This is a genomic window from Mesorhizobium sp. M7A.F.Ca.MR.176.00.0.0, assembly GCF_004023165.1.
Classification (GTDB): Bacteria; Pseudomonadota; Alphaproteobacteria; order Rhizobiales; family Rhizobiaceae; genus Mesorhizobium.
Genome location: NZ_RZTC01000031.1, coordinates 1 through 26392 on the forward strand (window position 1 = coordinate 1; position 26392 = coordinate 26392).

At 64.3% G+C, this 26392-nt stretch carries 23 protein-coding genes and 1 pseudogene; 17 read left to right on the forward strand and 7 right to left on the reverse strand.

Annotated elements, in window-relative coordinates; translation table 11 throughout:
* The 6 genes and pseudogenes from EOB59_RS12890 to EOB59_RS12915 all read left to right on the forward strand — a co-directional run.
* A pseudogene (locus tag EOB59_RS12890) lies at nt 1-586 on the forward strand (DNA repair protein RecN); the annotation flags it as partial.
* Between the two features lie 111 nt (nt 587-697).
* Complete coding sequence (gene ligA, locus EOB59_RS12895) at nt 698-2902, forward strand: NAD-dependent DNA ligase LigA (protein WP_128288490.1); 2205 nt, start codon at nt 698-700, stop codon at nt 2900-2902.
* Nucleotides 2902-3594 carry a TIGR02453 family protein gene (locus EOB59_RS12900; RefSeq protein WP_128288512.1) on the forward strand — a complete coding sequence of 231 codons (693 nt, stop codon included), beginning with the start codon at nt 2902-2904 and terminating at the stop codon, nt 3592-3594. The genes ligA and EOB59_RS12900 overlap by 1 nt, the downstream gene beginning before the upstream one ends.
* A 111-nt stretch (nt 3595-3705) precedes the next feature.
* On the forward strand, nt 3706-4434 hold the full coding sequence (locus tag EOB59_RS12905) for an AzlC family ABC transporter permease (protein ID WP_128288491.1): 729 nt from the start codon (nt 3706-3708) through the stop codon (nt 4432-4434).
* Nucleotides 4431-4727 (forward strand): AzlD family protein, encoded by a 297-nt coding sequence (locus EOB59_RS12910; RefSeq protein WP_127809999.1) that lies wholly within the window; start codon nt 4431-4433, stop codon nt 4725-4727. Before EOB59_RS12905 ends, EOB59_RS12910 begins: the two co-directional genes overlap by 4 nt.
* Nucleotides 4728-5079: 352 nt before the next feature.
* Entirely contained in the window at nt 5080-5976 is an 897-nt protein-coding gene (locus tag EOB59_RS12915) for a LysR family transcriptional regulator (RefSeq protein ID WP_127396438.1), read from the forward strand.
* On the opposite strand, the gene EOB59_RS12920 is transcribed toward EOB59_RS12915, so the two are convergent.
* The 3 genes from EOB59_RS12920 to EOB59_RS12930 form a co-directional block, all read right to left on the reverse strand.
* Nucleotides 5966-7810, reverse strand: a complete 1845-nt coding sequence (locus EOB59_RS12920) for an aminopeptidase P family protein (RefSeq protein WP_128288492.1) — start codon at nt 7808-7810, stop codon at nt 5966-5968. The genes EOB59_RS12915 and EOB59_RS12920 overlap by 11 nt on opposite strands.
* Before the next feature lie 137 nt (nt 7811-7947).
* Nucleotides 7948-8820 (reverse strand): 50S ribosomal protein L11 methyltransferase, encoded by an 873-nt coding sequence (locus EOB59_RS12925; protein ID WP_128288493.1) that lies wholly within the window; start codon nt 8818-8820, stop codon nt 7948-7950.
* A gap of 10 nt (nt 8821-8830) precedes the next feature.
* Nucleotides 8831-9409 carry an SCO family protein gene (locus tag EOB59_RS12930; protein WP_128288494.1) on the reverse strand — a complete coding sequence of 193 codons (579 nt, stop codon included), beginning with the start codon at nt 9407-9409 and terminating at the stop codon, nt 8831-8833.
* 187 nt (nt 9410-9596) lie between these two features.
* Here EOB59_RS12930 and EOB59_RS12935 point away from each other — a divergent pair, with 187 nt between their 5' ends.
* The 3 genes from EOB59_RS12935 to EOB59_RS12945 all read left to right on the forward strand — a co-directional run bounded on the left by EOB59_RS12935 (nt 9597) and on the right by EOB59_RS12945 (nt 11629).
* The gene (locus EOB59_RS12935; RefSeq protein WP_127395906.1) at nt 9597-10115 is read left to right on the forward strand and encodes a CreA family protein; all 519 of its coding nucleotides are present in this window, start codon (nt 9597-9599) and stop codon (nt 10113-10115) included.
* 142 nt (nt 10116-10257) lie between these two features.
* Nucleotides 10258-10899, forward strand: coding sequence for a DapH/DapD/GlmU-related protein (locus EOB59_RS12940; protein ID WP_127810003.1), 642 nt, complete (start codon nt 10258-10260; stop codon nt 10897-10899).
* A gap of 304 nt (nt 10900-11203) precedes the next feature.
* Nucleotides 11204-11629, forward strand: a complete 426-nt coding sequence (locus EOB59_RS12945) for a low affinity iron permease family protein (protein WP_127810004.1) — start codon at nt 11204-11206, stop codon at nt 11627-11629.
* A 4-nt stretch (nt 11630-11633) separates the two neighbouring features.
* On the opposite strand, the gene EOB59_RS12950 is transcribed toward EOB59_RS12945, so the two are convergent.
* Entirely contained in the window at nt 11634-12500 is an 867-nt protein-coding gene (locus EOB59_RS12950; RefSeq protein WP_128288495.1) for an SDR family NAD(P)-dependent oxidoreductase, read from the reverse strand.
* Nucleotides 12501-12688: 188 nt separating this feature from the next.
* Between EOB59_RS12950 and EOB59_RS12955 the strand changes: the two genes are divergently transcribed.
* Together EOB59_RS12955 and EOB59_RS12960 are read left to right on the forward strand one after the other, a co-directional pair.
* Complete coding sequence (locus EOB59_RS12955; protein WP_127320440.1) at nt 12689-12973, forward strand: hypothetical protein; 285 nt, start codon at nt 12689-12691, stop codon at nt 12971-12973.
* 261 nt (nt 12974-13234) lie between these two features.
* The gene (locus EOB59_RS12960) at nt 13235-13633 is read left to right on the forward strand and encodes an SH3 domain-containing protein (protein ID WP_127382106.1); all 399 of its coding nucleotides are present in this window, start codon (nt 13235-13237) and stop codon (nt 13631-13633) included.
* An 85-nt stretch (nt 13634-13718) separates the two neighbouring features.
* Here EOB59_RS12960 and EOB59_RS12965 read toward each other — a convergent pair whose 3' ends face one another.
* A complete protein-coding gene (locus EOB59_RS12965) occupies nt 13719-15221 on the reverse strand; it encodes an MATE family efflux transporter (RefSeq protein WP_245486612.1) in 1503 nt (500 codons plus the stop codon).
* Between the two features lie 146 nt (nt 15222-15367).
* Between EOB59_RS12965 and EOB59_RS12970 the strand changes: the two genes are divergently transcribed.
* Nucleotides 15368-16153, forward strand: a complete 786-nt coding sequence (locus EOB59_RS12970; RefSeq protein WP_128288496.1) for a L,D-transpeptidase — start codon at nt 15368-15370, stop codon at nt 16151-16153.
* Between the two features lie 85 nt (nt 16154-16238).
* Here EOB59_RS12970 and EOB59_RS12975 read toward each other — a convergent pair whose 3' ends face one another.
* Nucleotides 16239-17723, reverse strand: coding sequence for an esterase-like activity of phytase family protein (locus EOB59_RS12975; RefSeq protein ID WP_128288497.1), 1485 nt, complete (start codon nt 17721-17723; stop codon nt 16239-16241).
* 243 nt (nt 17724-17966) lie between these two features.
* Between EOB59_RS12975 and EOB59_RS12980 the strand changes: the two genes are divergently transcribed.
* Nucleotides 17967-20378, forward strand: coding sequence for an FAD-dependent oxidoreductase (locus EOB59_RS12980; protein WP_128288498.1), 2412 nt, complete (start codon nt 17967-17969; stop codon nt 20376-20378).
* Between the two features lie 12 nt (nt 20379-20390).
* Nucleotides 20391-21944: a trimethylamine methyltransferase family protein gene (locus tag EOB59_RS12985; protein WP_128288499.1), complete on the forward strand. Its 1554-nt coding sequence runs from the start codon at nt 20391-20393 to the stop codon at nt 21942-21944.
* Nucleotides 21945-22086: 142 nt separating this feature from the next.
* Here the strand turns inward: EOB59_RS12985 and EOB59_RS12990 are convergent, their stop codons facing one another.
* Nucleotides 22087-23112 carry a LacI family DNA-binding transcriptional regulator gene (locus EOB59_RS12990; protein ID WP_127810010.1) on the reverse strand — a complete coding sequence of 342 codons (1026 nt, stop codon included), beginning with the start codon at nt 23110-23112 and terminating at the stop codon, nt 22087-22089.
* Nucleotides 23113-23309: 197 nt separating this feature from the next.
* Between EOB59_RS12990 and EOB59_RS12995 the strand changes: the two genes are divergently transcribed.
* The 3 genes from EOB59_RS12995 to EOB59_RS13005 all read left to right on the forward strand — a co-directional run bounded on the left by EOB59_RS12995 (nt 23310) and on the right by EOB59_RS13005 (nt 26362).
* Nucleotides 23310-24341, forward strand: coding sequence for a Gfo/Idh/MocA family oxidoreductase (locus EOB59_RS12995; protein WP_128288500.1), 1032 nt, complete (start codon nt 23310-23312; stop codon nt 24339-24341).
* Nucleotides 24338-25246, forward strand: a complete 909-nt coding sequence (locus EOB59_RS13000; RefSeq protein ID WP_128288501.1) for a sugar phosphate isomerase/epimerase — start codon at nt 24338-24340, stop codon at nt 25244-25246. The genes EOB59_RS12995 and EOB59_RS13000 overlap by 4 nt, the downstream gene beginning before the upstream one ends.
* Before the next feature lie 102 nt (nt 25247-25348).
* Entirely contained in the window at nt 25349-26362 is a 1014-nt protein-coding gene (locus tag EOB59_RS13005; protein WP_127269007.1) for a substrate-binding domain-containing protein, read from the forward strand.
* Nucleotides 26363-26392 lie beyond the last annotated feature (30 nt).

Genomic DNA, 26392 nt, shown 5'->3' on the forward strand with positions numbered 1-26392 from the left:
GTCCTCGCTGCGTCATGCGGCGGCGGTAGGCCTGACCAAGGCCGTGATGGCCGAACTGCCGGCCCTGAAGCTCGAACGCGCCGCCTTTATCGTGGAAATGAAGAGCGAGGCCGAGAGCCGTATGGAAGAGGGGATCGACCAGATCGAATTCTGGGTGCGCACCAATCCAGGCACGCGGCCCGGGCCGATGATGAAAGTGGCCTCTGGCGGCGAGCTTTCGCGCTTCCTTCTGGCGCTGAAGGTGGCGCTGGCCGACCGCGGTTCGGCGCCGACGCTGGTGTTCGATGAAATCGACACCGGTGTGGGCGGCGCTGTCGCCGACGCCATCGGCCAGCGGCTGGCGCGACTGTCGAAGCGCGTCCAGGTGCTGTCGGTGACGCATGCGCCACAGGTGGCGGCACGCGCGGCGACGCATTTCCTGATCTCCAAATCCGGCACCACCGACCGTGTCGCCACCGGCATCGCCGAGATGGACCGGCCGGCGCGGCAGGAAGAGATCGCTCGCATGCTGGCCGGCGCCACCATCACCGATGAAGCGCGCGCGGCCGCCGAACGGTTGCTGCGCGAGAACACCACAGCTGCATAAGAACAGCTGATGTCAGGGATCGAGTCAGGATATGGCTCCATCCTGCTGTTCAGGAATGATTTTCCTAAAATCCTGATCTATTGTGTAGCGCCACCGTTCGGGGAAGAAAGCATGTCCGAAAAACCAGTTGATGCCCTGACCGAAAGCGAGGCCGAAGCCGAGCTGAAGCGGCTGGCGGAAGAGATCGCCGAGCACGACCGGCGCTACCATACCGAAGATGCGCCTGTTATCACCGATGCGGAGTATGATGCGCTGGCACGGCGCAACCTTGCCATCGAGGAGCGCTTTCCGGCGCTGGTGCGCGAGGATTCGCCATCGCTCAGGGTCGGAGCCGCTCCGGCGGAAGGCTTTACCAAGGTGCGCCATGCCGTGCCGATGCTCAGCCTTGCCAAGGCCTATACCGACGATGACGTCACGGATTTCATCGAACGCGGGCGGCGGTTCTTCGATCGCGACAAGGAGCTCGACATCGCCTTCACAGCCGAACCGAAGATCGACGGGCTGTCGGCTTCGCTGCGTTACGAAAACGGTGTGTTCGTGCAGGGCGCGACGCGTGGCAACGGCGCCGTTGGCGAAGACATCACCGCCAATTTGAAGACGATCGCCGATATTCCAGCGAAGCTGAAAGGCTCGGGCTGGCCCGAAATCATCGAGATCCGCGGTGAGGTCTACATGACCTATGCGGAATTCGAGGCGCTGAAGCAGCGATCGGCTGCGGCCGGCGGCCAGGACTACGTCAATCCGCGCAATACGGCGGCCGGATCGCTGCGCCAGAAGGATCCATCCGTCACCGCCAGCCGCAACCTCAAATTCTTCGCCTATGCCTGGGGTTACACGACGGCTGATCCCGCTCCGACCCAATATGATTCGGTGCAGAAATTCGCCGAGTGGGGGTTCAAGATCAGTCCGCTGATGGTGCGGGCGAAATCGGCCGAGGAGCTGATCGCGCATTATCATCGGATCGAGGAGCAGCGCTCGGCGCTCGGCTACGATATCGACGGCGTCGTCTACAAGGTCGACCAGCTGGAGTTGCAGCGCCGCTGGGGTTTCGTCACCGGCGAACCGCGCTGGGCGGTCGCGCATAAATTCCCGGCCGAACAGGCGATGACGACCGTGCAGAAGATCGACATCCAGGTCGGCCGTACCGGTACGCTGGCGCCGGTTGCGCGGCTGGCGCCGGTCACAGTCGGCGGCGTCGTGGTCGAGAACGTCACGCTGCACAATGAGGACTACATCAAGGGCCTGGACTCGACCGGCCAGCCGATCCGCGACGGCATCGATGTGCGCATCGGCGATACGGTCGTGATCCAGCGGGCAGGCGATGTCATTCCGCAGATCGTCAGCGTCGTCATCGACAAGCGGCCTGCTGATGCGGTGCCTTACGAGTTCCCTCACACTTGCCCGATCTGCGGCTCGCCGGCGACGCGCGAGATCAACGAAAAGACCGGCAAGGAAGATTCCCGCCGGCGCTGCACCGGCGAACTGATCTGCCCGGCGCAGGCGGTGGAAGGATTGCGCCACTTCGTGTCACGCGGCGCCCTGGACATCGAAGGCCTCGGCGCGGAGAACATAGACACGTTCTTCAATGCGGGATTGATCAAGACCGCCGCCGATATCTTCACGCTCAGGGATCGCCGTCCGGCCGTCACCAGGGCGCTGGCCGAACGCCGCGAGGAGCAGGCGAGGCAGCGCGAGGCCGCATCGGGCAAGACGCGCAAGAATGTGCGCAGCGTCGAGGATCGCAACTATGAGGGCCTCGACAAGCTGTTCGCTGCCATCGACTCGCGCCGCGAGCCGGAGCTCGACCGTTTCATCTTCGCGCTCAGCATCCGCCATATCGGCGAAACGACGGCCGCCGTGCTTGCCCGCACCTTCTCGACCATCGAGGAGATGATCCGGGTCGGCAAGGAGACAGCGGCAGCGGAGGATCCACACACGGTTTTCCCCTCGGTCAACGGCATCGGCGATACCGTGATCGATGCGTTGCGCGACTTCTTCGGCAATGAGCGCAATGACGACGTGCTTGACGCGTTGCTCCGCCAAGTCAAGCCGAAGCCGTATATCGTCAACGTCTCGGCCGACAGCGAGGTCGCCGGCAAGACGGTCGTGTTCACGGGCTCGCTGGAGAAGATGACACGCTCCGAAGCCAAGGCGATGGCGGAGCGCCTGGGCGCCAAGGTCGCGGGCTCGGTTTCGGCAAAGACGGATCTGGTGGTCGCCGGGCCGGGTGCTGGCTCCAAGCTCAAGCTTGCCAGCGAACTCGGCATCGAGGTGATCGACGAGGATGGCTGGCTGGTACGGATCGGCAAGGCGTGATGGAAGGCGCATTCAAGGGTTTCGGCCCGAAAGCCATTCCGTTCCTGAAGGCGCTGGATTTCCACCAGAGCCGAGAGTGGTTTTTAGAAAACCGCGACCTGTTCGAAAAGGAGCTGCGTGATCCGCTCAGTGATCTGGTCGACACGCTGACCGAGCGTTTCGCGGAGGCCGGACTCGGCCTGCGCGGCGATCGCAAGAAGTCGCTGTTCCGGATCAATCGCGACGTGCGCTTCGCCAAAGACAAGCGGCCCTACAACAGGCATTTGTCGGCAATCCTGTCGCCCGACGGCACCAAGATGGAGCAGGGTGTGTTCTACGTGCATATCGGGCTTGAGCGCTGTTTTGCCGACATTGCCTGGTGGCAGCCGGAGCCGGCGCTGCTGCTGGCGATGCGCAAAGCCATCGCGACCAAGCCGGACAATTTTCGCGGCCTGGTGGCGGCGTTGAAGAAGAACCGGCTTGAACTCGAGACCGAAGGCCGTATGAAGCGTACGCCACGCGGCTTCGAGGAAATCAGCGATCCCGATCTGGTCGCCGCCATCCGCCACCGGCATTTCTATGTCCAGCATGTCATCGATCCGGCGGGAATCCATACGGCTGATCTGGTCGACGAGCTCGTCGATTTCACCTTGCGCGCCAAGCCGCTGCTCGACTGGGGCAGGGCGATCGAGGGCAAAGGTTCGCTTGACTAGCCTTCGGCTCCGGTAACCCGACGATCATTTCCGCTGATCGTTTGGCTCAAGCGAATTCGTGTGACAAGGCAGGCAGCGCTTCCTACATCAGGCCCTGATCAAGGAGAGGCCATGTCGGCGCAAGCAATTTCCGAGAGCGGCGATAAAAGCGATTTCTGGCAGGGCGTGCGGCTGTCGATGCCTGTCGTGGTGGCGTCGGCGCCGTTTGCGGTGCTGTTCGGCGCGCTCGCCGTCGACAATGGCTTCTCGGTCCTGGAAGCCTTCCTGATGAGCGCGCTGGTCTATGGCGGCGCCAGCCAGATGGTCGGCATCCAGCTGTTCGGCCAGCATGTGGCGCCGTGGCTGATCGTGCTGTCGATCTTCGCCGTCAATTTCCGCCACGTGCTCTATTCCGCAGGCATCGGCCGGCGCATCGCGCACTGGCCTGTCATCCAGCAGGCACTTGGTTATTTCATCCTCACCGATCCGCAATTCGCGGTAGCCGAAGCGCGGGCGCAATCGGGCCGGACAGTCGGCTTTGCCTGGTATCTGGGACTTGGCCTGCCGGTCTATCTGTTCTGGATCGTCGAAAGCGCGCTTGGCGCACTGTTCGGCAAGCTGATCCCCGACACGCATGCGCTCGGCATCGATTTCCTGCTGCCGATCTATTTCCTCGGTCTCGTGCTGGGCTTCCGCAAGCGGCCGCTGTGGCTGCCGGTGGTCATCGCCAGCGCCGCCGCCTCGATCATCGCCTATAAGACCGTGGGCTCGCCCTGGCATGTCTCGATCGGCGCTGTTGCCGGTGTGCTGCTGGCGGTCATCCTGCCTCCCCATCACAGCGGCGTAAAGGCACGGCCATGAGCACGACCTTCTGGATCATCATCGCCGGTGCGGTCGCGACCTATCTGACGCGCATCGGCGGGCATCTGGTCATCTCCCGCTTCGAAACAATCCATCCGCGCGTCGAGGCCGGTCTCAACGCCGTGCCGGCGGCGGTGCTGACGACGCTGGTGGCGCCGGAACTGTTGAATGCCGGGCCGGCGGAGTGGGCGGCACTGGTGGTCACCGCGCTGGTTTCGCTGCGCGGCGGGCTGATGGCAATGTTCTTGGCGGGTGCGGCGGTGCTGATCATCGCCCGGCAGTTCGCCGGCTGACTTTTTGTCTTGGTCAGTCCACGTATGCTCACCAACGCGGCGCCGACACATGTAGTGATCGAGGCAATAATTCCTGTCAGGCGCTTCTTGAAAATCGAAGCGATCCACACCGCGCTCAGCCGAATTGCCTCCGATCTCTCCTGATGGGCGTGACGCACAAGGTTGGTGTAAAGGGCGTCGCGCTGCATCGGAGTCAATGCGCCAAGATCGATCGGCCAGGGGCCGAGAGGTTCAGGTGACATTTCCATCTCCCGTGGACGCCCGGATCGGCGTCGATAACAGGCGATTTACGCGCCGTTGATCATCCGATAAAATGAATTATTAAGATCATTTTATTCTCCGGGAGAGATGTATGGATTTGGCCGACCTTCGCATCTTTCGCATGGTGGTGCGCGAGGGCGGTATCACCAAGGCGGCGGAAAAGCTGTTTCGCGTGCAGTCCAACGTGACCACTCGCATCCGGCAGCTTGAAGAGGATCTGGGCGTGCGGCTGTTTATCCGCGAAGGTAAGCGGCTGCAGGTGTCGCCCGCCGGCCTAAGGTTGGTTGTCTACGCGGACCGGTTGCTGGCGCTTGCCGAGGAAGCGCGAACGGCGGTCCTCGATCCGCGCCCACGCGGTAAGCTGCGACTTGGCGCTATGGAGAGCACCGCCGCGGCTCGGCTTCCTGGCCTGCTCGCCGAGTACCACGCACGCTATCCCGAGGTGGAGATTCAACTGCGCACCGGCAACCCGCAGGTTCTCGCGGCCGCCATGCTCGCCGGCGAAGTCGACGCTGCGCTCGCGGCCGAGCCGCTCGCAGACGCTCCATTCGAGAAGCAGGCTGCATTTCGTGAGGAATTGGTCATTGTCTCTGCGGCATCGCGCGGTTCGATTGAGGACCGCAGCGACATGCCCAAAACCATGATAGCCTTCGAGCATGGCTGTCCACATCGCAGGCGGCTGGAAGAATGGTATGCGCGCCGAGGCTTCATGGCCGAGCAAATCGTCGAGCTCGGTTCATATCATGCGATGCTCGGTTGCGTGGCGGCCGGCATGGGCATAGCGCTGATGCCCAAAAGCGTGCTCAAGGGCTTCCCTGAAAGTGGCAGGCTGCAGGTGCATGAACTGCCTTCGGACGAGGACAGTGCCCTGACGGTATTGTTTTGGCGCAAGGGAGCCGGCTCTCCCAACGTCCAGGCTTTGCGGGAGCTGCTTGCGGAGCAAGGCTCCCCAATACCAAGCAAGGTTTCCGCCGCGGCTACTGCTTGAGATCGTGCGGCAATGGCGCGGTGGCCTTTCCTAGCCAGGCCAGCGTCTCGCCGTCGAGCATCGGCCCGATCTCGGCCAACACGCGTGCATGATATGCGTCGAGCCAATGCAGCTCGTCGCGCGTCAGGAGGTCCGACTGCACCAGCCTGGTATCGATCGGCGCCAGCGTCAGCGTCTCGAAGCCGTGCATGGCGATGTCTCCGCCCTCGATCTCTTGCGCCGGCGTCACCAGGATCAGGTTCTCGATGCGGATGCCGTAGGCGCCTTCCTTGTAGTAGCCCGGCTCGTTGGACAGCATCATGCCTTCGAGCAGCTTTTCGGTGCCGGTGCGGGCGATGCGCTGCGGCCCTTCATGCACCGCCAGATACGAGCCGACGCCATGGCCGGTGCCGTGGGCGAAGTCGCAACCGTGCTTCCACAGCGCCATGCGCGCGACGGCATCGATCTCGGAGCCGCGCGTGCCGGAGGGAAAGCGCAAGGTGGAAATGCCGATCATGCCTTTCAGTACCAGGGTGAAGCGTTCGCGCATCTCCTGCGTCGGCTGGCCGATCGGCACGGTGCGCGTGATGTCGGTGGTGCCGTCCTGATACTGCGCGCCGGAATCGAGCAGGAACAGTTCGCCGGCCTGCAGCTTGCGGCTGGTGGCGCGCGACACGCGGTAATGCATGATGGCACCGTTCGGACCGGCGCCCGAAATGGTGTCGAAGGAGACATCGCGCAGCGGCATCTGCGTTTCCTCGCCGGTCTGCCGCCGCGTCTCCTCCAGCCGGGTGACCACCGATATCTCATCGAGCGATCCGGGTTTTTGCCGCTCCAGCCAGCACAGAAGCTTCGCCACGGCCGCACCGTCACGCCGATGCGCGGCGCGCGAGCCGTTGATCTCGGCCTGGTTCTTGGTGGCGCGCGGGATGCGGGCGGGGTCTGCTGCTGCAACGACGGCGCCGCCATTGGCCTCGACCAGCATGCGCAGCCGGTCGGCCGCCAGCACCGGGTCGAGCGCGATTTTCGCGCCACTCTTGGCAAGGGCGACGATCGCGGCTTGGAATTCGCCGGGCCCATGCGGCTCGGCGAGTTGGGTGAGATAGGCCGCGACCTGGCGCGAGAATTTGCGCTTATCCATGAAAAGCTGGTGCGACCCATCGGCGGCAAGAATGGCGAAGCCGAGCGCCAGCGGCGTGTGCGGCACGTCGCCGCCGCGGATGTTGAAGGCCCAGGCGATGGAGGAGGGGTCGGTCAGCACCGCATGGGTGGCGCCGTCCTTTGCGATCGCCGCCGCCAACCGCGCGAGCTTGTCCTTGGCGAGTTCGCCGGCAAAGCCGATCGGGTGAAGTTCGACCGGGGCCACCGGCGCGTCGGGCTGATCCTTCCAGATGATGTCAATCGGGTTCTTGTCGAGCGGCACCAGCACGGCGCCTGATTTGTCGGCCGAGGCCTGCAGCGCCTTGACCTCGCTGATCGTGTGCAGCCATGGATCGAAGCCGAGCCGTGCGCCCTTGCCAAGATTGTCTTTCAGCCAGACAGCCGGCGGATTGTCGACCAGGCTTTCGATCGAAAAGACGTCCAGGTCGACCTCGCTGCGCACCTGCAGCGTGTAGCGCCCGTCGACAAAGACGAAGGCGCGGTCGCGCAGGACGATGGCGACACCGGCCGAGCCGCTGAAGCCGGTCAGCCATTTCAGCCGCGCCGAACGGTCGGCGACATATTCACCCTGGTGCTCGTCGGCGCGCGGCACGATGAAACCATCAAGCCCGTTGGCTTCAAGCCATTGGCGCAGGAGCGCCACGCGCGGTTTGCCGACGGCCGGGTCGCCGGCGGAATCGAAGGTCTGGAACATTGTGGGCCTCCTGATATCCGCGGGACCGTAGCCTATGGACTGGGAAATCGGAATCGATTTCCGGCTGCGCGCAACCTGCTACAGCATCGCTGGACTGACAACCGGGGAACTTGGTCCAAGCTCGGTCGGTCCCGGGCTCAATGCTTGAGGTGGATCGTCACCCAGCCCTCGCGGTGCGAGGTTCTGACATGGCGAAAATTCTGGCCGACATAGGCCGAGATGACGGCGTCGCGCTGGCGGTCGAGGATGCCTGACAGCACGATCGAGCCGCCGAGCGCGATGTGGCCAGCCATTTGCGGCGCCAGCCGCATCAGCGGCCGTGCCAATATGTTGGCGACGATCAGATCGAAGGGCGCGCGCCTGCCGAAGATCGGGTGGTGAAAGCCCGGCGCCGTTGCCGTTTCCACCAGTGCCTTGACGTGGTTGAGCCGCGCATTGGCGGCAGCCACCCGCACCGCCACCGGATCGATGTCGGTGGCCAGCACAGGAATATGCGCCAGCTTGGCGACTGCAATCGCCAGCACCGCGCTGCCGGTGCCGAGGTCGAGCGCATTGCGCGGATGCTCGCGCCGGACCACTCTTTCCAGCATCTCCAGGCAGCCGGCGGTGGTGCCGTGATGGCCGGTGCCGAAGGCGAGGCCGGCCTCGATCTCGATGGCGAGTTCGCCGCTGTGGCGTTTCCTGCGGTCATGCGCGCCGTGGACGAAGAAACGTCCGGCACGCACCGGCTTCAGCTCTTCCAGCGAATGCGCCACCCAGTCGATGTCGGGCAGGGCCTCGCGCTCGATCGGCTTCGACAGGGAAAGGCCGGCAAGGATGTCGTTCAAGCGGGTCTCGACCGCATCGACGTCGCCATCGGCATAGAGCGACACTTCGTGGATGTCCTTGTCCTCGTCGACCTCCAGGACGGCGATCGGCAGCCCTTCTTCCTCGAAGGCTGCCTCAAGCGCCGCGAAAATGCTGACGGAATCGGTCTTTCCGGTGGTGAAGTAGAGGCGCGTCTGGGTCATGAAATGGTTATCAGCTTTTCGCCGCCAGCCGCTTCAGCTTGGCGATGGCCGTATCGGCGCTTTCGCCGTAGGCGATTGTGCCGGCAAAGTCGCCATTGGCGTTGAGCAGCAGCACCGAGGCGGTGTGGTCCATCGTGTAGTCGCCGTCGCCGGTGTCGACCTTCTTCCAGTAGATGCCGAACGACTTGGCCATGGCATGGACCTTGTCGGGAGCGCCCGTGATGCCGACGATGCGGTCGGAGAAATTGCTGACATAGGCGTTCATCACTTCCGGCGTGTCGCGCTCGGGGTCGACCGAGACGAAATAGGCGTGCAGGTTCTTGCCGTCGTCGCCGAGCGTCTTCAGCCAGCCGGCCAGTTCGAACAGCGTGGTCGGGCAGACCTCGGGGCAATGGGTGAAGCCGAAGAAGACGACGCTGGGCTGACCCCTGAAGGCAGCGTCGGTGATCGGCGCGCCTTTCTGGTCGACTAGGGTGAAGGCAGCGCCGAAGGGCTCGCCGCCATAATGGCCGCGGTACCAGTCGAAGGTCAGCCAGCCGATACCGGCGGCCATCAGGACGAGAATGCCGACCAGGATAGAACGCATCATCAGAAAAGTCCGTCTGCAGAAATCATCGCGCGGCTCAATGCCGCGCCTGTGCGACAGTCTTAGCGGTTCGGCCTCGCACAGGCAAAGTGCCGCGTTGCCGCAACCGCAGTGGTGTCGACCTATCTGCTTGCAAAGCCGGGCTGCTCGCCCCACCTGTGACCGGCAACTCGAACCGCAGGAGGCTCCCTTGCCACGACTGATTGGGCACGGATCGATTGGGCGAAAACTGATCGGCGGCGCCTTGGCCGCGTGTGTTGTCGTTGGCGCCGGTGCCGCGGTCGCCGAGGAAGTCGGCAAGGTCGGAGTCGACTGGCTCGGCAACGACATCATCGTCGAGGCGATCAAGGATCCGAAAGTGGAAGGCGTGACCTGCCACGTCTCCTATTTCGATCGCGGTATCATCGATCGCCTGCACAAGGGCAACTGGTTCGAGGATCCGTCCGATTCCTCCATCTCCTGCCGCCAGACCGGCCCGATCACGATCGGCGACATCGACATGAGCGAGGGCGGCGAGGAGGTGTTCAAGCAAGGCATCAGCCTGATCTGGAAGAAGCAGGTGGTGAACCGCATCTACGACAAGCCCAATGAGACGCTGATCTATCTCTCGCATTCGCGCCAGGTGCAGAACGGCTCGGCCAAAATGTCGGTCACCACCGTGCCGCTCTACGGCCAGAACGTGGTGTGGAGCAAAGGCAAGCCGCAATAGGCTGCTCAGTTCCTTCCGGAACCGGCCGGACGAATGGTCCCGCTTGCGGGACCATTCGTCCGGCGAATCCTTGCTGGGAAACGATCGGAGGGGCGATTGGTCCCGCTTGCGGGACCAATCGCCTAGGCGTAAAGCCGCCGGCATGGACCGTTCCGAAAACCTCGTCCCGAAAGACCCTGAGCCGCGTATCCATCCGACCGCGGAGCTGAAGGCGTGTAAGCTCGGCCGCTATGCCTCGATCGGCGAGCGGGTGGTGCTGCGCGAGGTGAATGTCGGCGACTTCTCCTATTTTGAACGCCACTGTGAAGCGATCTACACGACGATCGGGAAATTCTGCTCGATCGCCGCCAACAGCCGCATCAATGCGCTGGAGCATCCCATAGAGCGGCTGACCCAGCACAAGCTCAGCTACCGGCCGAACGAGTATTTTCGCTGGCTGGGCGTCGATGCCGCCTTCCGCGAGCGGCGGCAGGCGAAAGCCGTGACCATCGGCCATGATGTCTGGATCGGCCACGGCGCGGTGATCATGCCTGGGGTCGCCATCGGCAACGGTGCCGTCATCGGCGCCAACGCCGTGGTGACACGTGATGTGCCGCCCTACGCGATCGTCGCCGGCGTGCCGGCGAAGGCTCTCCGGCCACGCTTCGCTCCGGATATCACGGCGCGGATCGAAGCTCTCGCCTGGTGGGACTGGCCGGTCGAAAAGCTGGCCAGAGCGGTTCCCGACATGCAGGCCATGCCGATCGAAACGTTCCTCGATCGCTGGGAAAACGACGCCGTCTGACCAGTTCAAGTGCGTAGCGTTGAGACGGAGTCGGGCGACGCGCTTCAAGGCCCGCCGGACTGAAACCCCTTCCGCCATGCGGGGGTGGCGCAGCGGAAGGGGCTGGAGTTAAACCGCTGTGAAGCGGAAGGAACAGGCACTCTCGCCTGCAGGGTCATTGTGACATTGGACCCATAAGGTGTGTTTTCCAGGCTATTCTCCCTATGCGTGTAGGCAATTGTACCTGGAGGTATTTGCTTGCATCGGGAACCTGAAACGGTCGCTGATTGTTCTCATCGCGCCGCAGCGTTGAGGATTTCGATAGATGGAAAAGCATTTCACCAAGGTCGCCAACTGGGTCGCCCGCATAGCCGGCCTGCCGCCGACATTCGCCCTCTGTTGCCTGATCGTCATCGTCTGGGCGGTGAGCGGCCCGTTCTTCGGCTTTTCGGACACCTGGCAACTCGTCATCAACACGGGCACGACCATCATCACTTTCCTGATGGTCTTCCTGATCCAGAACACTCAGAACCGCGATGGCGCGGCAATCCAGGCCAAGCTCGACGAACTGATCCGGGTCGGCAAGGGCCACAACCACTTCATCGGCATCGAACATCTGACCGAATCCGAAGTCGAGGAAATCCGTGCCAAATGCGAGCGTGCGGCAAAGCGGCATGACGAACAGATCGCCGACACGGCGGCGAAGAAGGCTGTGGCGAGGAAGCGCGGGTCGAAAAAGCAGGCGGCCTGAAAAATCAGCCTTTCATGAACGCCGCGAAACTGTCCTTGTGGTTCGGGTGCCAGCGCGACAGGGCTGGGCGGTTCTCGATAATGTCGCCGATCGCCCAGGCCATGCGCTTTTCATCCAGCGGGCGGGCCGCCTCATTGTCCGGGCACAGGATGTAGAAATCGCCTCTGGTCAGGGATTCCAGCATGAAATCCACAACCTGTTCGCCGGTCCAGGCGGCGGCCGGTTTTTCCGTCGCGCCCTCGGTCAGGCCGGTAAAGGTGAAGCCGGGGATCAGAAGATGGGCAGCGACATGGGCGCCGGGTTCGTTGCGCAACGCATGCGACAGGCCCTCGGTGAAGGTTTTCACCCCAGCCTTGGAGACATTGTAGGCAAGATTGCCGGGCGGCGTGGTGATGCCTTGCTTGGAGCCGGTGTTGACGATCAAACCCGGGCTGGCCGAGGCCAGCATGCGCGGCGCGAAGGCCTCGACGCCATGCACGACGCCCCAGAAATTGATGTCCAGCAGCCGTTTCCAGGCATCGCCGTTTTCCCATGGCTTTCCGGGATTGTCGCCTATACCGGCATTGTTCATCAGCAGCGACACCCCGTCGAAGGCGCCGAACGCCCTTTCGGCGAGGCGGTGTACCTCATCCGCCTTCGAAACGTCGGCGGCGACGGCAAGCACGGCATCGTCGCCGGCAATCGCAGAAACGGCGCGCGAGGCGTCGTCTAGCCGCGCGCCGCCAATGTCGGCCAGCACGATCTTCATGCCCATCAGTGCAAGCCGCTTGGCGGCCGCCAGACCGATGCCGCTGGCGGCGCCGGTGATCACGGCGGCATTGCCTGGGGCAAGCGCGGGCAGGGCGGTCTGTATCTCGGCGTCGGTGATCATGGGCGATGGGTTCCTTCTTCGATGGCGCCGAACTTAGCGCCGGAACCGGCCGGCGCAAGCCTCTGCCCGCCTTGTCGGGTTGACCAGTTCGGTCGAGGCTGCGCATGTTGCCCTTTGCCTCCGCAAAAGAGATTTTGCCCTGGGGACAAAACAAACTTTAGCCTCGGGGACAAACGGAGATTTCCTGATTGACGGACTGGGTTGCAATCCTGAAAGAACAGACCGCCATTGGCGACCAGATGGGCCGCGAGGTGCCGCAGATGCTGGCCAACCCCGACATCAGCGAAACGCAGGTGAAGACGCTCTTTTCCGCCCTGGAGAAACAAGCCGAGTTCGTCGAGAAGCTGCGTATGGCGCTGGAAAAGTTCGGCCACGATTTCTCGATCATCAAGGCCGCGGAACGGCTGGAGGAGCGCTATGCCGACCTTGCTGCATCGGTGGCGGAAAAACTGAAAGCGATGCGCCGTCGGTGAATGCCTCGACCCTGCCTTTGCCCATGGATCCACCTTTGCCCGCGGTGATTGTCGAAAGACAGTAAACGTCAGCGGGTGTTGAAGAGCAATAGGCGGCAACCGGGAAATTCCTCAACCATGTCCAAGAAAAATCCGGCATCAGTCCCGCTGGCCAGAACAGTTACGCCGCCCACCTGTTGACTTTTCTTGGCTTGGCCGCTCCCTCTTGCAGGGCAGTCTTGGCCGAAGCAGATGAACGGCCGGATTCGAATGGAGGGACTGATGAGATTTCGTTTTCTGCTTGTGTTCGCGACCATAATGGCCGCGGTCTTCGGGACGTCCGCCGCAGCCTTCGCTTACAGCGCCCACACCACGACCAATCTCAATGTCCGTAGTGGGCCGGGAGCGGGATATGCCAGGGTCGGAACGCTGCCCGGCGGCTTCAGGGTCAATGTCACCGGCTGCCAGCCGGGCTGGTGCAGAATTCATGGCGGCGGCGTGAGCGGCTGGGCCAGCTCCGGTTATCTCGAACGCTCCCAAATCGTTCGCCCGCCAATCATCATCGTGCGTCCGCCGCATCGGCCGCCACACTGGCACAAGCCGCACCGTCCTCCGCACCATCGGCCGCACAGGCCACGTCCCGGCAAGTGCAAGATCGCGCCCGGCTTCTCCTGCAAATAGGTTCATTTGCGCCGGGTCTGGCGTGACGGGCAGGGCGGCAAATCAATTGCGGCCCTGCCGCCATGTCCATGGCCTGACGGGTACTTCAGCCGTTCGGTGTTTCAGGCGAAAGATGCGCGCGTCCGCGTGGCACGCCAAGACCGGTGTCCGGCGGCTCGCCGGCTGCCGGTCTGTTCTCGATCATGTGCGTGGTGCGCCAGCGGCCGAAACGGTAGTAGGCCGCCGCCAGTACAAGCGAGCTGATCGAACCCACCGGGAAACTCCACCACAGCGCTTCCTCGCCGATCACGCCACGCATGAAATAGGCGAAGCCGGTGCGCACGACCAGCACCGAAATGACCAGGATGATCAACGGCGGCATCACGGCACCCGTGGCTCGTACGGTGGCAAACAGCACGATGGTTATGCCGAACAGAATGAACGACCACGAGGCGACATTGTTAATGTGGACGGCGATGTCGATCGCCGCGCTGTCGCTGCTCAGGAACAGGCTCAGCACCGAACGGTCGAAAACCGACAGCACTGCAACCAGTGCGCCGGTCAGGACCAGGTTGAAGCCGACACCGGAGGCGGCGATGCGGCCGATCCGGTCCCAGCGCCCGGCGCCGACATTTTGCGCCGCCATCGAGGACACCGCGGCGCCGATGGCGAGCGCCGGCATCTGGATATAGGTCCACAGCTGGGCGGCGATGCCGTAGGCGGCGGCGACCTGTGAGCCGTAGGAATTGACGATGCCCATCACCGTCAGTGCCGCCGCCGAAATGACGATCATCTGCAGACCCATCGGCACGCCCTTGACGACGACGATGCGAAGCAAGGTGGGATCGGGCCGCAGCAGGGCGAGGTTGGCGCCGGCCAGCCGCAGCGGATGCCTGCGCACATAGAGCACGATCAGGATGGCGATCACGCTTACCGTCTGGCCGATCAGCGTGGACGTGGCGGAGCCCGCGATGCCGAGTTCGGGAAACGGTCCGATGCCGCGGATGAGCAATGGGTTGAGCACGATGTCGAGGACGACGGCCAGAGCCATGAAGAAGAAGGGCGTGCGTGAATCGCCGGCACCGCGCAGCACGGTCATGACGAAGGACAGAAGGTTCATCATCGGCACGGCGACGAAGATGATGCGCAGATAGGAGCGCGCGAGCGGCAAGGCATCGGCCGGTGTGCCGAGCGTGTTGAGAATGGCGTCGACCCAGATCCAGCCGCAGACCGCGAGGATAACGGAAACGAGGAAGAAGAACGTCGCGCTGGTGCCGACGATGCGGCGCGCCTCGGGCAGGTCGCGGGCACCGACCGACTGGGCCACCAGGATGGTGGCCGCCATGCCGATGCCGAACACGGTGCCGAGGATCAGGAACAGGACGAGGTTGGCGTTGGAGGTGGCGGTCAGCGCCGATTCGCCGAGGAAACGGCCGACCCAGACGGCGTTGATCGAACCGTTGAGCGACTGCAGCACGTTGGAGCCGAGCACCGGCAGGGCGAACAGCAAGAGCGTGCGCGGGATCGGGCCGCTGGTCAGGTCGCCGGTGCGCCGGCGCGGGGGATTTTTTTCGTCCATGGCGGGCAGCTCGGCGAAGGTTTGTTTCAAGTCGCGTCCGCGATGATTGCCGATACAACGGAACACAGGTTGTGCCTTGATCTAATCATGTTCTCAAAGCTTCCGGAATGGGATATTGATCCTCGATGCGTGGGGCCGCATTCCTATCAGATCTTGGATAAGCCCGGGGGGGGGGCATGTCCGATATTCCGCTGTTTTCTGTGCGCCTGAACCGGCGCGCGTTTCTCGGCGCATCCGCTTTGGGCGCCCTGGCTGTTTCGGCGTGTACAACAACAGACGTGGCGCCGCCGCCGCCGGATGCAGCACCGCCGAGCGATCCGGCTTTCGGCGATGCCGCAAGCATGTATGCGGCGCGTGTCGACGAGGGCTATCAACTGCCGGCAATCCCGGTTGCCAAGGTCGATCCGAAATTCGTGCGCCAGATCGTGGCTGATCCGACCGGGGAGAAACCCGGCACGATCGTCGTCGATACGTCTGAGCACTTCCTTTATCTGGTGCGCGAGGGCGGCACAGCTATTCGCTATGGCGTCAGCCTTGGCAAAGCCGGTTTCGGATGGACCGGCAGCGCCGTGGTCCAGGCGAGGAAGAAGTGGCCGGTCTGGACGCCGCCGCCGGAGATGATCCAGCGCCGGCCGGAACTGGCGAAATACAAGGACGGCATGCCGCCCGGCCCGCAGAGCCCGTTGGGCGCCCGCGCGCTGTATCTGTTCCGCGACGGCAAGGACACGATGTACCGGCTGCACGGCACGCCGGAGTGGGATTCCATCGGCAAGAACGCTTCGTCGGGCTGCGTGCGCTTCATGAACCAGGACATCATCGACCTCTACAGCCGCGTCAACGGCCCCGCTCAGGTCTTCGTGCGTCCCAACCTGTTGGCCGCCGGCAAGATCATGGCCGTGTCGAGCAGAACCGCCGAGCCGATAGATGCGGGCGTCCCGAAGGACGCGGAGTTCTTGAAGTAAGCCTTCTCAATCAATCTGCCTGGAAAAACACCAGCAATAGTGCTCCGGGCGGACGCGCCAAGCGCGCCCGTCCGTGCAGTGGTCGTTACTTCTTGGCCAGTCCCGGCAGCGTGACCTGATAGACCAGGAACATGGTGTCGACATTGGCGCCGTCTTCGGCCTTGTAGGGCGCGCCGACCTGAAAACCGTCCTGGGCGAGAAAGTCGTTGTCGTTGGCGACGAACAGGAAGTAGTCGTCGGGCAGCTTCGCATCGAGCACGCTGACCACCGACATCGCCTCCCACTTCTCGGACAGGTTATCCTGGTCGTTGGGCACGCCATTGTGCAGGCCGAAGCGGCCGAGCTCGGCACTGTCGTTGATGTCGATGAATGGCGTCAGCTTGGCCGGTGTCACCGATGGGTCGACCACGCCCTTGGGGGCGACCGGCCTGTCAGCGCCGTCGAAGGCGCCGCCGGCGATGTCGGTCGCGGTGGATAGGTCGACGACGTTGACCTGGCGATAGAGCGAGGCGTCGCCCTTCAGGCCCTGGCCGTTGCCGCTGTCGCGCGCCAGCATCAGGAAGCTCTTGTCGGAGAGCGCCACGATCTCGCTCTGCGCGGCGACCTTGGTCTTGCGCTTGGCATCCCTGAACACCGGCAGCGGCACGACATATTCGTGCGCCAATTTGAGATGGGCGAGGTCGGACGCGTCATAGACCAGCGCCCTGGTGTTTTGGCGGGTCGAGCCGGAATCGCCGCCGTCCTGCCTGGCCGCCGACTGCAGCACGGCGATCAGGAACTTGCCGTCGGGCGTCATCGCCATGCCTTCGAGGCCTTGATTGTTCTGGCGGCCGGTGTCGGGATCCTTCGGATCGGGCTCGGCGGCACCGGGTCCCGGATTGTCCGAGGCGAAGTTCGGCGTGCCGTGGCGCATCGGCACCAGCGCGGCCGGTGGCTGGGTTGCCGACAGCAGATGCCCGTCGGCGGAAAACCGATAGATGTTCGCGCCGTATTCGTCGGAGATGAACATCGAACCATCGGGCAGCCGCACGATCGCCTCGTTGTCGAGCGCCAGCTTGCCATTGTCGGCTTGCGGCAGGATCGGCATGTCGCCGCTTGCCGCGCGCACGCCGTTGAGCGGATCGAGGCCTGTGGCATCAGCCCCCTTGTCGTCGGTGAGAAGCATGGTGTCGGCGAGCGTTGCCTTGACGCCGGTCTGCCGCTGGCCGGCAGCAGGTGCCGCACCTGGTGCCACCGGGGTAAACTCGATGGCGACGGTGTTGAGGCGCGGCCGGTAGTCGGTGGTACCGACGACATTGTAGCCGCGATCCGGCAGCAACCAGAGCGAACCTTTGTAGCCGGCGGCCTCATGCGTCCAGCCTGATGTGTCGATCGACATGCCCGAGCCCGAACCAAACGTCTCGCCGAACTTGTCGCGCTGAGCGGCCGGGATGCGGCCGACGCCGACCAGCCCTTTGTTGACAAAGCTCGTGCCGCCGACGGTCGCGGTGCTGTCGGCGAGCGCCGGCGTCAAGGCGGTGAACAAGGCCAGCGCGACGCCGAGCGACGCGGTTCGATACAGGTGTTTCATGGATAATCCTCTTTGTGACGGATGTGCCGGAGCGGTCGCGGGACGAAAAACTGAAAGAGGTTCGACATCGATGATGCCGTGCAAGCCTCCCCGAAACGCGGTCTACGGCGCGAACATGATGCTTGCGTGACAATCCGCAGTGCATGCCGACGGTCGACGAAAAACGATGCGCGCGCGCGGCACTAGACACTTATGTCTAGTGCATATATGCTCCAGCCTTCGGACTAACTGTGGAGGGAAGCCTTGAAGTCGCACTACCGCGCAGTCGTCATCGGGGGTGGCGTGGTCGGAGCCTCCGTCCTTTATCATCTGACGCGATTTGGCTGGAGCGATGTGGCGCTGATCGAGCGCGCCGAACTGACGGCCGGTTCGACCTGGCACGCGGCGGCAGGCTTCCATGCTCTCAACGCCGACCCCAACGTGGCCGCGCTGCAGGACTACACCATCAATCTCTACCGCGAGATCGAGGCAGAATCCGGCTGGGATATCGGCCTGCACATGACGGGCGGCGTCAACATCGCCAGCGATCCCGCGCGCTGGGAGTGGCTGAAATCGGCCTGGGCGGTGTTTCAGTCGGTCGGCATCGAGACCGCGCGCCTGGTCACGCCCGACGAGATCAAGGCGATCTGCCCGATCGTCGACGTCACCGGCGTGCTAGGCGGCCTGCATGATTCCAACGAGGGTCACCTTGACCCGTACGGCACGACGCACGCCTATGCCGGCGCTGCAAAAAAGCGCGGCGCCGACATCATCCTGCGCAACCGGGTGGTCGAGTTGAAGCCGCGCGCCGACGGTCGCTGGGATGTCGTCACGGAGCAGGGCACCATCATCGCCGAGCATGTCGTCAATGCCGGCGGGCTGTGGGCAAAGCAGCTCGGCCGCATGGCCGGCGTCGATCTGCCGGTGACGCCGATGGAGCACCATTATTTCATCACTGAGGACATTCCCGAGATCGCGGCGCTGGACAGGGAAATCGGCATCGCCGTCGATCTCGACGGCTTTTCGTATCTCAGGCAGGAGCGCAAGGGCGTGCTGCTCGGCGTTTACGAGCAGAACCCGAAGCACTGGAACATGGATGGCGCGCCATGGGACTACGGCATCGAGCTGATCCCGGAAGACATCGACCGCATCAGCCCCGAACTCGCCAAGGCGCATGAGCGCTTTCCTTGCCTGGCGACGGCTGGCATCCGCAAATGGGTCAACGGCGCCTTCACCTTCACGCCGGATGGCAATCCGATCGTCGGGCCGGTGCGCGGATTGAAGAACTACTGGGTCGCCTGCGGCGTCATGGCCGGTTTCAGCCAGGGCGGGGGCGTCGGCAAGTCGCTGGCCGAATGGATGATTTATGGCGAGCCGCAGGCCGACATTTTCGGCATGGACGTCGCCCGCTATGGTGCCTTCGCCGCCAACCGGGAATATCTCAAGCAGACGACGCGCCAGTTCTACTCGCGCCGCTTCGTCATGACCTTTCCCAATGAACGGCTGCCCGCCGGCCGGCCGCTGAAACGCCCCGGCGCCTATGAGGGCATGACGGCCGCGGGATGCGAATGGACGGCTTCCTGGGGGCTGGAAATCCCGGCCTATTTCGCGCCGATGGGATTTGCCGAGAACACGACGCTGCGGCGCTCCAACGCCTTCGACATCGTCGGCGACGAGGCGCTGCAGGTGCGGCGCGCCTCCGGTCTCGTCGATATCTCGGCCTATTCGCGCTATGCGGTGGCGGGGCCAGGTGCGGAAGCCTGGCTCGACCGGCTGCTCGCCTGCAGGCTGCCGAAGCCGGGGCGGGCCGGCCTGGCGCCGATGCTCGGTCATGACGGACGGCTGAAGGGCGACCTCACCGTCTTTAACTGGGGCGGCGGCAGCTATTGGCTGATGGGCTCCTACTATCTCCGGGAATTCCACATGCGCTGGTTCGAGAGCCATGCGGCTGAAGGCGTCACCGTCGACGACCTCTCCGACACGATGAGCGGCTTCCTGCTGACGGGGCCGAATGCGCGCAAAATACTGGAGCGAACGACGCATCAGGATGTGTCCGGCGCAGCGCTGCCGTTCATGGCCTGCGGCACATTCGACATCGGCATGGTGCAGGCCCGTGTAGCGCGGCTGTCTATATCAGGCGAGCTCGGCTTCGAAATCAGTTGCCCCGTGACCATGCATGCCACTCTGCGCGAAACGCTGCTGGCGGCGGGCGAGGATCTCGGCCTTGCCGAAATCGGCTATTACGCGCTCAATGCACTGCGGCTGGAGAAGAGCTTTGGCATCTGGTCGCGCGAATTCACGCAAGGCTACACGCCGGGCCAGACCGGTCTCGACCGCTTCATCGCTTTCGGCAAGAGCGGCTTCATCGGCCGCGAAGCAGCGTTGAAGCAGCGGGAGGCCGGCAGCGGCCAATGCCTGGTGACGCTGGAAATCGATGCGCTCGACGCCGATGCCAGCGGCTTCGAGCCGGTCTGGCATCAGGGCCGGCGCGTCGGCTTCGTCACCTCGGGCGGTTACGGTTATACGATCGGCAAGAGCCTGGCGCTGGCGCTGGTCGACCGCGATTTCGCGGGCGAGGGCACCGCGCTCTCCGTGCATGTCGTGGGGGAGGAACGGCCGGCGCATGTCGTCGCGGCCTCGCCCTATGATCCCCTGGGCAAGGCAATGCGGCAATGAGGAGGATTTCCGATGGTCGATGACGCGGCACGGGACGGCAGGCGCGAGCGCCGGCGTGGACGCACGGGCGAGGCCGGCAGCGAAAGCAGCCGCCGTCCCAATTACCATTCGCTGAAGAACCCGTTCCTGCCGCAGCCGATCTTTTCTGATGATCAGGTGGCCGCGATTCACGAAACGGCGCTGCGGGTGCTGGAAGAGCTCGGCATCAAGGTGCTGCTGCCGCAGGCGCGTGAGCACTTCGCCAGCGCCGGCGCGCTGGTCGATCCGGACACCGACATGGTGCGCATCGGCCGCGACATGGTGACGGCGGCACTCGCCTCGGCGCCGAGATCGATCCACGCTCACGCCGGTTCGCGCGCCCGCGATCTGACGCTGGAGCTCGGCTCGATGACCTTCCTCGCCGGATGCGGGGCGCCGAACGTCACGGATCTCGAGCGCGGCCGGCGGCCGGGAACACTGGCGGATTTCGAGGATCTCATGCGGCTGGTGCAGCATTTCGACGTGCTGCATATGCTGGGGCCCTGCATCGAACCGCAGGATGTCGACAACCGCTTTCGCCACTATGCCGTCAACCGCGCGCAGCTGACGCTGTCGGACAAGCTCCCGTTCGTCTTCGCGCGCGGCACCCCGCAAGTCGAGGACGGGTTCGAGATGATTCGTCTGGCGCGCGGCCTGTCGCAGGACGAGTTTCTGGCAAATGCATATTGCTACACCGTCATCAACACCAACTCGCCGCGCCAGCTCGACATCCCGATGGCGCAAGGCATCATCGATTTCGCCCGCGCGGGCCAAATCTCCGTCATCACGCCGTTCTGCCTGGCGGGCGCCATGGCGCCGATCACGGTCGCCGGCGCGCTGACGCTGCAGCATGCCGAAGCGCTCGCCGGGCTGACGCTGGCGCAGATCGTGCGGCCGGGTGCGCCGGTCGTCTACGGTTCGTTCTCCTCCAATGTCGACATGAAGTCCGGCGCGCCGGCCTTCGGTACGCCCGAGCACGTCAAGGTGACGTTGGGCGCCGGTCAGCTGGCGCGCTTCACCGGACTGCCGTGGCGATCGGGCGGCGGCAGTGCCGCCAACATCTCAGACGCGCAGGCCGCGCACGAGACGCAGTTCGCGCTGTGGGGCTCGGTGCTGGCCGGGGCGACGATGTGCATCCATGCCGCCGGCTGGCTGGAGGGCGGCCTCAGTGTCTCCTTCGAGAAACTGATCACCGACATCGAGGCGCTGCAGACGGTGGCTGAACTTTGCGCCGCGACGCCCGGCGATACCGATACGATCGGCTTCGAGGCGATCGCCGAGGTGCAGCCGGGCGGCCACTTCTTCTCGGCCGGCCACACCATGGCGCGCTACCGCACCGCCTTCTACGAACCGCTGGTGGCCGACTGGTCGAATTTCGGCAACTGGACGCAGAGCGGCTCGAAGACAGCGAGCGAGCGCGCCACCGGCGTCTGGAGGCGGGTGCTTTCCGATTTCGCGCCGCCGGCAACGGCTGCCGCCACATCAGGCGTGCTGGATGAGTTTATCGCGCGGCGCACGGCAGAGGGCGGAGCGGCGCCGGTGTCTTAAGGCCGGCTTTCGCTGATCGCCCTGGTTGTGGCGCGATCCGGAACCTGCAGCGCCTCCCGCGCATTCAAGGTTGCGGCCGGTTCACTGCGGCACCGGTGTGCTGTTTGAGGGGAGGACGACATCGGCGGCCCTGCTGCCACCATCAATCGCTGTCGCGTGCGACCAGCTCCAGCGGCCAGACCTCGCGGATGATCCGTGGACCCTCCGGGCCGGCGAAGGCGGGAAGCGACGCCAGCAGCATTTCAGCAAGCCGTTGTCCCATTGGCTCCAGCGCCGGGCGGAAGGCGGTCAACGCCGGGGAAAAATAGCGGCAGAGCGGCGTGTCGACGATGACGGTTACCGCCATGTCCTGGCCCGGCCTGATGCCCATCTCGGCCAGCGCCTTGCAGCCGCCCAGCGCCATTGCATCATTGTTGAAGATGATGGCGGTCGGCGGGGCCTTGGAGCGCATCACCTGCGGCGTCACCTCGTAGCCGCCGGCCTCGTTGATGAAGCCGGAGGCGATCAGCTCGGGGTCGATCTCGATGCCGTGCCGCTTCAGGGCCTTGCGGTAGCCGGCCAGGAACAGATAGCCGAAGTTGAGGTCGAGCGACGGACGGATAGCGGCGATGCGGCGGTGACCGCGCGCCACAAGGCGGTCGACGGCGTCGGCGCCGGCCTTCTCGAAATCGAGGTCGAGGGAAGGATAGGACTTGGCCCCGGAGCGACTGCGGCCGAGCGTGGCGAAGGGAAAGCCGGCTTGGGTGAGATAGTCGATGCGCTCGTCCTCGCGCCGCGTCCAGGCCAGCAGCACCGCATCGGCGCGGCGCGTTTCGACGACACGGCGCAGGCGCTCCTGCTGGTAGTCGCCCGGCGCCCCCATGACCACGGTCAGGTCGAGCCCGCTTTCGGCAAGCCTGGCCTGCAGCCCGATCAGAAACGGAATGAAGAACGGCTCGCCATATTGCTGGTCGCCGGGATGCGGCTGCAGCATGAAGGCGATCGAACGGGTGGCGCCTTGCCTCAGGCTGCGGCCGGACTGGTTCGGCGAATAGTTCAGCGTCCTGGCCGCCTCGAGCACGCGCTGGCGCGTGTCGGCATTGACGTCGGCGCGGCCGTTCAGCGCCCGCGACACCGTGCCGATCGATATGTTCAAGTGACGGGCAAGGTCGTGAATGCTGGACGCCAAGAGACTGTTCTCCCCCTTGCTTGGCTAGCACCGGTAGCCGCTCAGGCCAAGGCGGTAAGACGAATTTCGCCAAGGGCCGATTGACATTCTACGCCTTCGGGTGTGTTCTCGTAAACGTTTACGGAAAAACGTTTACGGTCCTGCCGTGGATGCCGTGACGATCGGTCTGGAGGGACCGAGCGGAGGAGGAGCGCTGGATGATCGATGTCGTCCTGGTCGGCTGCGGAGCGATGAGCAAGGCCTGGCTCGATGCCATCAGGCAGATCCACGGGCTCACCCTTGTCGGCCTCGTGGATCTCGATGCCGACAGGGCACGGGCGAGGGCACGCGAATACGACCTCACCAATGCCGTCATCGGCAGCAATCTCGACGCCGTGCTCGACCAGACCAAACCGCAAGCAGTGTTCGACGTGGTGGTTCCAGCCGCCCGGCACGAAGTCGCTTTTTCCGCTTTTGCCCACAATTGCCATCTGCTGACGGAAAAGCCGCTCGCCGACAGTCCGGAAAATGCGCGCGCCATCGTCGAGGCCGCTCGCCGCGCCGGGCGCATTCACGCCGTCGTGCAGAACCGCCGCTATGTCGCCAATGTGAGGCGCATCCGCAGGTTCCTGGATTCCGGCGCCATTGGTACGCCGACCAGCATCCACGCCGACTTCTTCGTCGCGCCGCATTTCGGCGGCTTTCGCGAGGAGATGGCGCATGTGCTGTTGCTCGACATGGCGATCCACACATTCGACGCCGCCCGCTATATGGTCGCCGGCGAGCCGGCCGGCGTCTATTGCCAGGAATGGGAGCCGGCCAATTCCTGGTACCGGCAGGGATCGTCGGCCAGCGCCGTCTTCGATCTCGGCCGCGGCAAGGTCTTCACCTATGCCGGGAGCTGGTGCGCCGCCGGCTTCCGCACCAGTTGGGAAAGTACATGGCGCATCGTAGCCGAGCGCGGCAGCCTGCTCTGGGACGGCAATGACGAGCTGAGGGCAGAAGCAGTGATGCCGGGCCGCGACGGAATGTTCGACAAAACCCAGCCGATCGCGGTGCCGCCGCTCGATGCGTCCGATCGCGTCGGCGGCCATCTCGGCATTCTCCAGGATTTCGTGCACGCCATCCAGACCGGCACCGAGCCGGAAACGCGCGGCGCCGACAACATCAAGAGCCTGGCCATGGTTTTCGGCGCCATCGAAAGCGCCGAGACCGGCCGCCGCGTGACAATCGCAGAGGACGCACAATGACGCCGAACCCGCTTCTCGACATCCGGATCGGCACCATGGTGCGGGCCAATCTCGACGACCCGGCGGCTTACGTCAAACAGATCCTGCCGCTCGGCTTCGAGAGCATCCAGCCCTTCTTCTGGCAAACGCTTGGCGGCAAGGACCTGCCGCTTCTCGCCGGCCAGATCCGCGAGGCGATCGGCGATGCCGACGTCACCGTGTCCTCGCTCGGCGTTTTCGGCAATCCGCTGGAAGACGGCGAGGTCGATCGCGGCGTGCTCGCGGCCTGGGAAACGGTCATCGACAATGCGCATCTGTTCGGCACCTCGATGGTCAGCGGCTTCACCGGCCGCCTGCGCGGCAAGAAGCTGACCGACAGCCTGCCGCGCTTCAGGGAGGTCTGGGGGGCGTTAGCCAGGCGTGCCGCCGACAGGGGGGTGCGCATCGCCTTCGAAAACTGCGCCATGGACGGCAACTGGGCCGCCGGTGACTGGAACATCGCCCACAATCCGGACGCCTGGGAGCTGATGTTCAACGAAGTGCCCGATGACAATCTCGGGCTGGAATGGGAGCCCTGCCATCAACTCGTCTACCTGATCGATCCGATACCCCAGATCCGCAAATGGGCGCCCCGCATCTTCCATGTCCACGGCAAGGACGCGACGGTGCGCTGGGATGTCATCCGCGAGCATGGCGTGTTCGGCCGGCTGCCCTTCGTGCAGATGCGCACGCCCGGTTTCGGCGACAGCGACTGGACGCGGGTGATCAGCGAATTGCGGCTGGCCGGCTACAAGGGGGCCATCGATATCGAAGGCTGGCACGACCCGGTCTATCGCGGCGACCTCGAGATCACCGGCCAGGTGCGGGCGCTTGAATATCTCAAGCAATGCCGGGGAGGGGCCAGCTACCTGCCGAACCCGATGTGAGGATCGGCCGGCGGGAGGAGCCGGCCGGGATGTCTGCAACGCACATTGCCGAAGCGAATGTCGAACCCCTCGCTTGCGAGGACAAAAAGGGAGGATAAGTGCATGAGCATGACGATGAGAAGGACAGTTCTGCGCTCGACCGTCGTGGCCGCCGCCACGATGCTTGCCGCTGCGATCTCCACCTTGCCCGCGCGGGCGCTCGACGCCAAATGGTGCAAGGACGTCCACATCCGCTTCTTCGTCGGTGGCGCCGAGGGCGACGCTTTCGGCACCATCGTCTACAATGGTGCCAAGCAGGCAGAGGCCGATCTCGGGCCGAAGGTCGACTACATCTTCTCCCAGTGGGACATCGAAAAGATGGTGCAGCAACTGCGTGAGGCCGTCGCGGTCAAGCCCAACGGCATCGCCATGATGGGCCACCCGGGCGACGCGTCGATCATGCCGCTGGCCGAACAGGCGCACAAGGACGGCATCAAGATGATGTACCAGAACGTGCCGGTGCCGAAGGTGGTGGAAGCATTCGGCGGCGGCTATGTCGGCGCCCAGCAGGAGCAGCAGGGCCGCGCGCTCGGCGCCGAGGCGTTCAAGCTGGGCAAGCTGAAGGCCGGCGACAAGGCGATCATGATCGGTCCGTTCGAAAACGAAAGCCGCGGCGCGCGCGAGCGCGGCACGGTGGCGGCGCTCAAGGACGCTGGCGTCGAGGTCATCCAGTTGTCCTCTCCGCCGAGCGGCGAATGGGCGTCCGATCCCAATCTGGCCATTCCGGTGATTACCGCGGCGCTGCTCAACAATCCCGACGTCAAGGCGGTCGGCTATCCCGGCGGGCAGATGCTCGGCAATGTATCGACCTACATGCAGGCGGCCGGACGCAAGGCGGGCGAGATATTCAATTTCGGCTTCGACACCAGCCCGCAGATCGTCGAGGGCTTCAAGGGCGGCTGGGTGCAATTGACCGCCGACCAGCAGCCGTTCCTGCAGGGCTATCTGCCGATCCTCAGCCTCTGCCAGCAGGTTGTTCTGGGGCTGGCGCCGATGAATGTCGACACCGGCGCCGGTTTCGTCACGCCCGAAAATTACGAGATCGTCGCTGAGCTCGCCAAGCAGGCGCTGCGCTGACCTCCCAAGCCGCCGGCCGGGATCTCAGGC